Here is an 11,917-nt window from a genome sequence, read left to right on the forward strand (position 1 = left end):
CCATGCGCGCCTTTGCCCTCCTCCCCCTCCTAGGCCTGGTGCTGGCCATGACCCCTGCGGGAACGGTCATCCGCAACCAGGCCCAGGGGTGGGTGGGGGGCGGGGTCTACCTTTCCAACCCCGTGGAGACCGTGGTCCAGGCCCTGTGCATGCCCCTCCTCTCCCCAGACGGCACCCAAGCCACACCCGGCCAGCGGGCCACGGTCCTCCCGGGGGGCTTCGCCTACCTGCCCTACCGCTTGCAAAACGCCGGAAACGCCCCCTTTACCTTCACCCTGAGCGTGGCCCTGTCGGGGGATTTCACCCCAGCCATGCGGCTCCTACTGGATAGGAACGGCAACGGTCTCCCCGACCCCGGGGAAGGCGAAGCGGCCTCCCTAACCCTCGCCCCCGGGGAAGGGGTGGACCTGGTCCTCGAGGTCCAGGCACCCCCTGGGGCCTCGGGGACGACCCTCGTCTCCCCCGTGGCCACCTGCCCCGGGGGGGGTGAGGACGGGGAGAACTGGGCGGCGGTGGAGGTGGCCCAAGCCGCCCTCTCCCTCCTCAAAACCGTGGCCCCGGGCCGGGTCCTCCCCGGCGAGGAGGCCACCTTTACCCTGGAAGTCAGGAACCTAAGCCCCGCGGCGGTCCCGGTGAGGGTGGAGGACCTCCTGGACCTCCCGGGCCTGGCCTACATCCCCGGCTCCGCCTCGTCCACCCAGGGCACCCTGGAATACTACGATGGAGCCACCTGGCGCCTCACAGAGCCCCCCACCGTCTTAGGGTTAGCCCTAAGGTTGGACCTCCCCCCTGGCGGCAGCGCCAGGCTGGCCTTCCGGGTCCGGGCCCTGGAGGGCGCCCCTCCTGGGGTGCGCACCAACCGGGCTGTGGCCACGGGCGGGGGGGCCCGGGCGGAGGGGCAGGCTACCCTGGAGATCCTTCCCCTCTACCGCCATCACCTGGGCCCCGGGGGGAACCCCAAGGCCTTGCCGGGTGGGGAAGGAAGCGCAGACGACGAGCAAAGGGCACGCACCCTCCAGGGGCAACCCTACTGCTTCCCCCACACCCTCCTCAACGAAGGCACGGCGGAGGACCGCTACCGCATGGAGGCCACGGGCCTGCCCCCAGGGGTGGGCCTCACCCTGAGGCAAAACGGCCTCCCCCTGCAGGAGCCCATCCCCTTGGGGCCAGGGGAAAGCCTGGGCTTTGAGGCCTGCCTCCTCCCCCAGGAGGCGGGGACCTTCAGCCTGGAGCTAAGGGCCCTGAGCCTGGAAAGCGGCACCCTAAACCGCACCCGGGACCTCCTGGAGGTGGTGCCCCAGGGGGCCCTGGCCCTGGTCAAGGAGGCCGACCCCCCCTCGGGGTCCACGGTACGGCCAGGGAACGTGATCACCTACACCCTCCGCATCCAAAACGCCTACGCTCCCCTCCCCCAAGCCACCATAGAAGACCCCTTGCCGGCCGGGGTGGAGTTCCTGGAGGCCCCAGGCGGCACCTATGACCCCAACACCCGCACCGTCCGCTTCCTCCTGGACCCACTCCCCTTGGGGGAAACCGCCCTCACGGTGCGGGTACGGGTGAAGGAGGTCCCCGACGACACCCTCCTGCAAAACCGCTTCACCTTAAGGAGCGGGCCCACCCCGAACCCCATCCCCTCCAACCCCGTGGAGCACCCGGTCTTTGCCACCCACCTCCTCCTGAAGAAGAGCGTGGCCCCGGAGGTGGTCCGCCTGGGGGAGGTGCTGGAGTACCGCCTCGAGGTGACCAATCCCTCCTCGGCTCCCCTCACCGTGCGCCTGCTGGACACTCCCGACCCCGCCCTCCGCTACCTCCCGGGCTCCGCCCGCGTGAAACCGGACTGCCAGGGGGAAGGGGTGGCCCAGGAGCCCAGGGTGGAAGGGGGCGCCCTGGTGTTTGAGGGGCTTAGCCTGCCCGGGAAGGGCCGCCTCTGCCTGGTCTACCGGATGCGCCTGGTGCAACCCGGGGGCGAAACCCTTCGGAACGTGGCCCAGGCCTTTGGCCTCTCCGCCCAGGGGGCCGCGGTGGCCAGCGCTCAGGTACAGGCCCTGGCCCGCACCTCAAACCCCCCGGAGGAAAAGGCCCTCCTGGTGGGCCGGGTCTACCTGGACCTGGACGAGGACGGGCGCTACACCCCCGGGCAGGACCTCCCCCTGAAAGGGGCCCGCCTCCTCCTGGCCAAGGGCTGGCAGGTCCTCACGGACGGGGGCGGGCGCTACGCCTTCCGGGACCTCCGGCCCGGCCCCTACCAGGTGATGCTGGACCCCCTCTCCGCCCCCTTCCCGCCCCTTCCCCATCCCGAAGCCCTAGGGGAGGGGTACCGCCGGGGGGTCCAGGTCTTTGGCCTCACCCAGGTGGACTTTCCCCTCAAGGCCCCCAAGGGCACGGTCACCGTGGAACGGAGCACCGAGCTCCGCTTTGGGCCCCTTTACCTAAAGAAGCGCCTGGTGCGGGCAGGAGGGGAAACCTGGGTCCACCTCCTCTTGCGAGCCCAAGCCCCCCTGCCCGAGTTTTCCCTCAGGGACGGCGAGGAGGTCTTTAGCGTGGAGGTTTTGGAAGGCGAACGGGAGCTCACCCTTCCCTACCGGGGCACGTTCACCGACCCCGAGGTGCGCTGGAGGTACCCATGAGGCGGGCCTTGGCCTTACTGGCCTTGGTCACCCTGGCCCTGGGCCAGACCCTCATCAAGGCCACGGTTCCGGGCCCCGAGCTGGGCTGGTCCGTGAGGAGCCTCGAGGTCTGGCTCCTGCCCCAGGGGAAAAGCGTGAAGGTGGAGGTCTACTCCCCCGGCTTTGACCCCACGGATTACCGGAGCGCCCTAAGGGGGCAGGAGGAGCTGGGGGACGAGCGCTACGATGGAGGGCAAGGCGAGGTGGAGGCCACCTTCCACCTGGAAAGGCGGGGGGAGGTCCTGAGGGAGGCCCGCTTTGGGGTGGAGCCCCACCGCTGGGTGACCCTCTGGGAAGGGCCCCTTCCCCAGGAGCCCCATCTCCTCCTAGCCCGCATCCGGGGCCTGGGGAAAAACGCCTTCGTTTACCGCATCTCGGGGGCCAGGCTGGTCCTGGACGAGATCCCCCAACTCCTGGACGTGCGCACCGGCGGGCCCACCCTCCGCCAGCCTTCGCAAGGGGAAGGGCCGTGGGTGGAGCTCCTGCGCCTGGAGGCTCCAAACCCCTTCACCGTCCACTTCTACGACGAGGACGGCCCCGAGGAGCTGGAGTCCAGGGTGGTCTACCCTGGTTTTGAGGAAACCCGCCCCGTCTCCGGCGACCTGGCCTGGGCCCCCTACGCCTTGCGCCAGGCTGGGCTGGTGCGCTTCCTCTTCCGCCAGCCGGCCACGGCCGAACAGTACTCCAACACCATCGCCTTCCGGGCAGAAGCCTGCCTCGAGGTCCTCCCGGACCGCCTAAGGGCCATCCCCCCCGAAGAGGCGGAAGCCCTAGCGGTAGACCCCGCGGGCACCCCCCTTTCCCTCCCTATCCGCCGGGAAGGGCGTCGGTTCGTCCCCGACCTCCCCCCAGGCTACCGCCTCCTCCGGGCGGAGGGGGAAGGAGCGGTGCGGATCAGCCCAGAGGGGCGGAGCGCGGAGGTGGGCTGCCCCGGGGGCCGGGTGCGCTTCGTGGTGGAGCCCCCCACGGCCACCCTGGAGGTGGAGGCCCTCCTCCTCCTCCCAGAGCGCACCCTTCCCGCCCGCCTGCGGCTAAACGGCCAGCCCCTGGAGGGCAGCCTCCGCCTGGACCTTCCCCCCGGCCGCCACCCCCTCTCCTGGGAGGCCCCAGGGCTCCTCCCCTTAGACCCCCTGCCCCAAACGGCGGAACTCGGGCCGGGGGAGGTCCGCCGCCTCCAGCTCCGCTTCCGCCCCCAGGTGGACCTCACCCTCACCCCCCCGAGCCAAACCGTGCGGCGTGGAGAGGAGGGCAAGGTGGCCCTCCAGGCCACCACCCTTTACCCCGGCCTCCTCCCAGCCGAGCTGGCCCTGGAGCTTCCCCCCGGGCTCACTCCCCTGGGCCCCACCCGCGTCTCCGGCCCCCTGGGAGGCGGGCGGGCCTTGGCCCTAGAGGTCCCCTTCCGAACCGAGGCTGGAGGGAGCTTCCAGGTCCGGGGCACCCTGGCCCCGTACGGCCTGGACCGCACCGGAGAGGTCCGGGTCTTCCTCCCCGCCACCCTCACCCTCAAAAAAGAGGCCCTCACCCCCGAGGTGCCCGCCGGGGGCGTGGCCCGCTTCCAGGTCACCGTGGTCAACCAGGGGGACGAGCCCGCCCGGGCCACCCTCCTGGACCGCTTCCTGGACCGGGAGGAGCGGATAGAGGTGGCCCTGGGGCCCAGGGAGGGTCGGAGCCACACCCTGGAGTTCCCCGTGCCCGAAGGGGCCCAAGGGGTCCTGGTGAACCGGGCGGAGCTGGGGGAGCTCAGGGCCGAGGCCAGCGTGCGGGTTCTCCGGCCGGAGGCCCTCCTCGCCCGGGAAACCCCCCACCGGGCCTACCTGCCGGGGGAGGTGGCGGAGGTGCGCCTCCGGGTGAGAAACCCCGGGGAAGCCCCCTTGCGCTACCAGCTTTCCGACAGATGCCCAGACGGCTTCACCCCCCTTTCGGAGCCCCGCTTTGAAGGGGTGCTGGCCCCCGGGGAAGAGCGGGTCCACACCTACCGCCTTAAGGTGGAGTTCGGCCCCGAGACGGAAGGGGTCTGCCAGGCGGAGCTTGCCGGGAACGCCGGCAGGCGCCAAGCGGAAACCCCCATCGCCCGCAAGCTCCTCAGGCTCAGCAAGGTGGCCGAGCCCGCCCGAATCCTGGAAGGGGGCGAGGGGCGCTTTCTCCTCCGGGTGGAAAACCCCACGGACCACCAGGTGGAGGTGAAGCTCCGGGAGGTGCCCGACCCCGCCCTGGGCCTCCTCCTGGAGGAGAGGATCCTAAGGCTAGGCCCTGGAGAAGTGTGGACGGGAGAAGTCCCCTTCCGCGCTCCGGCGCCCGGCCGCTACCGCAACACCCTCCAGGCCCAGGTGGGGGAAGCCATGGCCGCCTTCCCCCAGGAAGCCCTGGTGGAAAGCCTTCCCCTCTTAGTCCCAGAGCGCATCTCCACCCTAAGCCTCCGCTACGGGGTGGAAGGCCCCGCAGGAAGCCTCCTCCTGGCCCACAAGCCCCCTGAGGGGAGCGCCTACGTTCCGGGCTCCGCCCGGCTCCAGGGCCTCCCCCTGGAAGACCCCCACCTCCTCCCCGATGGCCGCCTGGCCTGGCGCCTCCCCTTCCCTGGGGGCAAGGCCGAGGGGGAGGTGACCTACCAGGTGCGCCACCAGACCGCCCTCTCCCCCCTTTCCGAGCCCCACCTCACCCTGGTGGCCCTGGACCGGGAGATCCCCCTCAAAGGGCAGGTCACCCTTAAGGACTACGAGCGGGGCAAGCCCCTGGAAGGGGAGCGCCCGGGCCTCATCCGCGAGCCCAAGGATGGGGCCATCCTGGGGGAGCGGGCGAGGCTTTCCGTCCAAGCCCCCATGGGCCCCCTGGAGGTCCTCCTAAACGGCAAACCCGTGCCCAAGGAGCTCCTTGGTGAAGCCCAGTACGACGAGAAGGCCGGGGTGCAGCGCCTGGCCTACTACGGCCTTCCCCTGGCGGAGGGCAAAAACGTCCTGGAGGTCATCACCCCCTCGGCCTACGACCAGGTGGAGGTCTTCCGGCCGGGAGCCCCAGTGAGGGTGGTGGCCGAACCCACGCGATTCGTGGCGGATGGGCGCACCCCCCTGGAGCTTCGGCTGAAGGCGGTGGACGCCCTGGGCCTCCCCTCAGGCTTCGGCTTCCTCACCCTCGAGGCCGACCCCGAGCCCATCGCCGCGGACGCAAGCCCCCTGGAGCCCGGCTACCAGGTCCTCCTCAAGGACGGGGTGGCCGAGGTCCTCCTCAAGCCCCTCCCCGCGCCCCGGCCGGTCACCCTCCGCTACCGCTTGGGCAACCTGGAGGGGTCCTTCCGCTCCGAGCCCCAAGGCCCCACCAGCACCCTCTGGCTGGCCCAGGCGAGCCTCACCCTGGGGTACGACGCGGTCCAAGGGGGGCTTTACCTCCAGGGCCTGGGCCGGGCCTACGGGGAGGGTCCCCTCCTCCGGGGCTCCTTCCAGGGGGCCTTGGACACCACAGGAGACCTGGCCCGCACCCCAGAGGGGAGCTTCCTCCCCCTTACCGGCAGCGGCACCGAGGCCACCCGCCCCCTCACCTCCGACGACCCCGTGGCCTTCCGCTACACGGAAGCGGGCCTGGCCCTCTCCTACGAACGGGCCCCCCTAGGGCCCACCCTCCCCGAGGCCACCGCCTTGAGGCTTAGGGCCCTGGGGCCGGTGGAGGCCGAGGCCTTCTTGGGCCTCCTCCCCCTCGGGCGGGTGGAGGAGGAGATCACCCCCGATGGGGGCTCCAGCTACCGCCTGCGCTTCATCCCCAAGGCGGGGAGCCTGGCCCTCTACCTCCGGGAGGGGGGCCGGGAGGCCCTCCTCCAGGAGGGGCGGGACTACGTCCTGGACCGCACCACAGGGTACATCCACCTGGCCAGGCCCCTCCTCCCCCTCACCCCCGACTTCGCTCCCGTGCGGCTCCTCGCGGTCTACACCCCCGAAAGCGCCCCCAGGGAGGCCCTAGCCTATGGCCTTTCCGTGGGCTACCGGGAAGGGGCCTTCCGGGCACGCCTGGGGATCGCCTACTACGAGGGCTTTCAGTTTGGGGGCGAGGTGGGGTACGAGGCCGGGGGGAGCCGGGCCCTCCTCACCTACCGGCAAGAGGAGGGCAAACCCCCCACCTTCGGTCTCACCCTGGCCTACCGGGAAGGCGCCCTCGAGGCCCAAGGCGACCTGCGCTACGCCTATGGCAGCCCGCCCGAGGGCCGGGCGCGCCTGGCCTACGATCTTGGCCCCTGGGCCCTGGCCCTGGAACAAAGCGGCCCCAAGACCGCCCTGGCGGCCGAGGCCAAGCTCGGGGGCCCCTTCCGGGTGGGGGCTGGTGCGGGGTACGACTGGGGCCTGAAGAGCACCTTCCTCCTCGCCCGCCTGGCCTACCAGGAAGGGGAAAACCGCCTGGCCCTCTCCTACTACACCCCCGGCGAAGGAGAGCTTTCCGGGCGCTTCGGCCTGGCCCAAAACCTCTTCCTGGAAGGGGGCCTGCGCTACCGGGAAGGGGAGGTGGGGGGCAGCGTGGGGCTCAAAAGCGCCCTGGGGGGCGCCAACCTGGCCCTTTCCTACGAGCTCCCCACGGCGAGTGGGGAAGGGAACCGGGCCCGGTTGGGCCTGGAAGCCCCCCTCCCCCTGGATGAGCGCTGGAGCCTGAACGTTACCGCAGGCCTGGCCTACAAGCTGGACACGGCGGAAGGGCAAAGCGCCCTGGGCCTTGGCCTGCGCTACCGCACGGAGGCGTTCGTGGCCACCCTGGCCGGGGAGTGGGCCACGGGCCGCCTCCTCTTCCGGGCTGGGGCCGCGGGAGCCCCTGCCGAGGACCAGGCCTTGGCCCTGGACCTCACCCTGGAGGCCCTCCCCACGCCTAAGCTCGGTTTCAGCGTCTCCTACGCCCTCTGGGCCGAAGGCTTCACCCTCCTCACCCACCACCTCTACAAGGAGAGCACCCTGGAAGGCCAGACCCTGGCCAACCTCCACGGCAAGGAGTTCAGCCTGCGCCCAAGCCTTCTCTACCGCTACCCCTTCCAGGACCCCGAGGGCTTGGCCCTGGAGGTGGGCCTTGGGGGCACCTACCTCTTTAGCGCCTTCGGGGTGGGGGCCAACCTCTACTATGGCCTCCTCCCCCGGCTTGGGGAGGGGGCGGGCGCCTTCAGCGTGGAGGGCACCTGGCGGGCCCTGGAGGGCTTTTGGCTCAGCCTGGGGTACACCTTCGGCGAGACCGGCTTCCGCCGTCCGGGGCCCTACCTGAGGCTGGATGTCTTCGGAGGTAGCCGATGAAGCGCCTCTTGGCCCTTGTGCTTCTCCTGTTCCTAACAGCTCAAGGCCAGATAGTCCGCCCCTTCGCCCTCCGCTATTCCAACACGGTCCAGGGGGATATCCTCATCATCGGCAACACCCTGGAGGCATGTAGCAACAACGCGTTTACTACGATTACCCCAAGCCAGCCTCCATCCTGCAACCCCAATGGCAGTAAAAACAACAATCGCTACCAAATGGCTTTCGTTGACTTTGATGGGGTATCTGGCACGTTCAACTCCAGCGCCGCCACCCTCAACCTTCCCCTTGGGAGCACCGTACTCTGGGCAGGCCTCTACTGGGGCGGCTCCCTTGACGGAAGCGTGCCCCCCCCAAACTCCAGTGCGATCGGTCAGGTACAGCTCCGTTTTGGGAGCGAAAGCTACGTTCCGGTTTCTGCAACCCAAATAGACACCGGCATCACCCACCCCGAAAACCCCTACAGCGCTTTCGCTGATGTCACAAGCTTTGTCCAGACTCACGGAGCAGGCCCGTACTGGGTGGCTAACGTGCAAGCTTCCAGGGGAACCGTTAACGGCGGCACCTTCGCCGGATGGAGCCTGGTGGTGGTTTTCCAGAATCCCAGTGAGCCGCTTCGCAACCTAAGCGTTTTTGACGGATACCTCAACCAGGCTTGCAACGCTCCACCCACCACCATCTCCGTGTCCGGCTTTTTAACCCCGAGCACAGGCCCAGTCAACGCTCGCATTGGCTTCGTTACCCAGGAAGGTGATGCAGCCACCACAGGGGACAGCTTAGCCATGAGCCGAGATTGCCTTCTCTTTAACAATCTCGCGGACGCCCAGGAACAGGAAGAAGAACAGGAAGAAGAACAGGAAGAAGAACAGGAAGAAGAAGATGATGCAGCCACCACAGGGGACAGCTTAGCCATGAGCCGAGATGGCCTTCTCTTTAACAATCTCGCGGACGGAAGCGTGCGGCCAGCAAACAACTTCTTCAACTCCCGGGCCACGCAGCTTGGCAGTATTCTCACAGGACGTACCCCGAACTACACCAACCTTTTGGGCTTTGACCTTGGGGTATTGGAAAACAGCACCGTCTTGCAAAACGGAGATCAACAGGCCTATTTGCGCTTCTCCACCAATGGAGACGGATATTACCCCCAGGTGCTCACCTTCGCCATCAACGTCTACCTCCCCGACCTCACCACCACCTTCACCAAAACCCAGCAGGACCTAAACGGGGGGAACCTGGAGGTGGGGGATATCCTGGAGTACACCATAAGCTTCACCAACACTGGCGGGGACGGGGCCACCAACGTGGTGGTGGTGGACCCCATCCCCCCCAGCACCCAGTACGAGCCAGGAAGCCTCCAGGTGGTGCAAAACGCCCCCTCAGCCCCCACCGGCGCCTTCACCGATGCCCCAGGGGACGATATCGCCGAGTACGACAGCACCAACAACCGGGTGGTCTTCCGCCTGGGCACGGGAGCCAACGCCAGCCAAGGGGGGCTCATCCTTCCCACCCAGGGGGCCACAGTGAGGTTCCGGGTGAGGGTCCTCCCTTCCGCTGCCGGGCAAACCCTCACCAACACCGCCCAGGTGACCTACAACAGCCAAACCTTAGGCACGGCCTTCAGCCAAACCGCCTCCTCCAGCGCAAGCGTTGCCGTCCAGCCCGCGGCCGACCTAAGGGTTAGCAAAGTGGGGCCCGCCACCGCCCTGCCAGGGGGCCCCATAAGCTACACGGTCACCGTGGAGAACCTAGGGCCTTCCCCGGTGACGAGCGCCCCGTTCACGGACAACGTACCTAGCGGCATCGGCGGCGTGAGCTGGACCTGCACGGGAAACAGCGGGGCAAGCTGCAGCACCCCTTCCGGCACCGGAAACGCCATTGGCCTCACCCTGGACCTTCCCGCAGGAAGCGCCGCCACCCTCAGCATCTCGGGCACCGTAAGCCCCAGCGCCGCCGGGCAGACCCTCACCAACACCGCAACCGCCTCCACCCCTGCTGGGGTAACGGAGCTGAACCCCAGCGACAACACCGCCAGCGCCTCCACCAGCGTAAGCCCGGGCTACACCCTTTCCGGTTCCGTCTACCACGACCGGGAGCCCAACGGGGCAAAAAACGGGGAGGACTGGGCCGATGGGGTTACGGTCTATGTAAAGCTCGTCCAGGGGAGCACGGCGGTGGCGGTGCAAGCCGTGGGCCCAGGAAGTGGAGGGTTCAGCTTCTTCCCCGTCCCGCCCGGAAACTACACCCTGGTCCTGGACGACAACGGAAGCACCACCGACACCACCCCCACCCCCCCTCCCGGCTGGCACTTCATCAACCCCGGGGGCGGGCTCCTCAGCGTGACCGTAAACGGCGACCTGCCGGGCCTGGACTTCGGCCTCTTCCACGGCACCCGCCTGGTGGGCACCGTCTTCTACGACGACGGGGAGGGTGGGGGCGCAGCGAACAACGCCCTTAGGGATGGGGGTGAGCGGGGCATAGCTGGGATCGCGGTCACCGCCACCGATGGAAGCCAGTTCCGCACCGCCCTCACCGATGGAAACGGAAGCTACCTCCTCTGGATCCCCTACGGCTGGGGCCGGGTGACCCTCTCCCACCCCCTCCGTCCTGCCACAGGCTGGAACGATGGGAGCGCGGCCACGCCGGTGGGGAGCTGGGCGGACGCCACCGCGCCCACCTCCCCCGGCGCGGTGGTGGACCTGGGGCCGGCCTCAAGCCTTCCCCCCGCCTTGGCGCGGAACTTCGGGGTGGTGCGGCCTAGCCTCCTCAGACCCCCCCAGTCCGGCCAGGCCACCAGCCCCGGAGTCTACACCCTCGCCCATACCTTCCGCCCGGGCACCCTGGGGGGCTTCACCTTGAGCCTGGCCGGCGGAATCTACACCTACCGGGTGCGGGCGGACCTGAACTGCGATGGGGATTTTGACGACCCCGGGGAGGGGTTCTCGGCCTTTCCCATTGCCCTCAGCGTGAGCGCCGCCTGGCCCAGGGAAGCGGACGGCGGCCTCAAGGCCTGCCCCCTCGAGGTCCAAGCCCTTGTCCCTCCTGGGGAGCCCCCTGGGCGCACGGATGTGGCCCTCCTCCAGGGGAGCCTAGCCTGGGCGGGTAGCGGCGTGGTGGAACCCCTCACCCTCACCGACCTCCTCACCGTGACGGGGGGCGAGGTGCGCCTCAGCAAGGAGGTGCGCAACCTCACCCAAGGGGGGCCCTTCGGCAGGAGCGCCCAGGCCAGGCCCGGCGAGGTCCTGGAGTACTGCATCGCCTACCAGAACCTGGGCACCGCCCCCGTGACGAACGTGGCCTTGGCCGATCCCATCCCCTTCTTCACCGACCTGGTCCTTGGGGCCTACGGGGGTAGAGACCTCCGCTGGACCCAGGGGAGCACGGTCCAGGACCTCACCGCCGCCCAGGACAGCGACGCCGGGCACGTGGCCGCGGGGGTGGTCTACCTCCAGGTGGGCTCCCTGAACCCCGGGGAAAGCGGAAGCCTCTGCTACCGGGTGCAGGTGCGGTAGAGGGCTTGGCCTAAGAAAAACCCCCGGGCCCTAGGGCCCGGGGTCTTTGGTGGGCGGCGTAGGACTTGAACCTACGACCTCTCGCGTGTGAGGCAAGCCCAGAACCCCCGTCATCTTCCGTTTTTCCCCTTCCAGACGCGGTTTTCTCCAATAGCACTTCCTGGAATTTACTCCGATAGCCGGCCATTTCCGGGGTGATAGACCGGCTGATAAACCGGCTGGCCGTAGAGTCGTTCTAGGAAACATTGAGGAGGCCGAGGAGCCTCGAGGTGCGCCTTCATCAGGCAAGCTCAGATAGTCCCCACCTTTTTCTTGGCCCTATAGGCCGCCTGACGGCATGCGTTGGAGCAGTAGCGCTTGTCCCCCCGGCCCAAAATGCCCCCACCACACCAGACGCATAGACGCTCTTTCTTTCGCGCCTGAGCCAGTTGGAGGAGGGCGAGGTGGTAAACCCCGCCCGTAGCAACCCACTTAGGGGCCGCAAGAGGTAGCTCCG

General features: G+C 68.8%; 3 protein-coding genes. All 3 read left to right on the plus strand.

Annotation, left to right across the window (positions count from 1 at the left end; translation table 11 throughout):
• The first annotated feature begins 2 nt into the window (after window positions 1–2).
• The 3 genes from WKI94_RS00615 to WKI94_RS00625 all read left to right on the plus strand — a co-directional run bounded on the left by WKI94_RS00615 (window position 3) and on the right by WKI94_RS00625 (window position 11,421).
• Window positions 3–2,627 (plus strand): hypothetical protein, encoded by a 2,625-nt coding sequence (locus tag WKI94_RS00615; RefSeq protein ID WP_337843840.1) that lies wholly within the window; start codon window positions 3–5, stop codon window positions 2,625–2,627.
• Window positions 2,624–7,915, plus strand: coding sequence for a DUF11 domain-containing protein (locus WKI94_RS00620; RefSeq protein ID WP_337843841.1), 5,292 nt, complete (start codon window positions 2,624–2,626; stop codon window positions 7,913–7,915). The genes WKI94_RS00615 and WKI94_RS00620 overlap by 4 nt, the downstream gene beginning before the upstream one ends.
• Before the next feature lie 953 nt (window positions 7,916–8,868).
• Window positions 8,869–11,421 (plus strand): hypothetical protein, encoded by a 2,553-nt coding sequence (locus WKI94_RS00625; protein ID WP_337843842.1) that lies wholly within the window; start codon window positions 8,869–8,871, stop codon window positions 11,419–11,421.
• Window positions 11,422–11,917 lie beyond the last annotated feature (496 nt).

Origin of the sequence: Thermus sp. (genome assembly GCF_037444525.1) — a bacterium.
Classification (GTDB): domain Bacteria; phylum Deinococcota; class Deinococci; order Deinococcales; family Thermaceae; genus Thermus.

Bases quoted from the DNA above. Each gene is read 5' to 3' on its own strand.
- WKI94_RS00615 (WP_337843840.1), top strand. From the start codon at position 3: ATGCGCGCCTTTGCCCTCCTCCCCCTCCTAGGCCTGGTGCTGGCCATG.
- WKI94_RS00620 (WP_337843841.1), top strand. From the start codon at position 2,624: ATGAGGCGGGCCTTGGCCTTACTGGCCTTGGTCACCCTGGCCCTGGGC.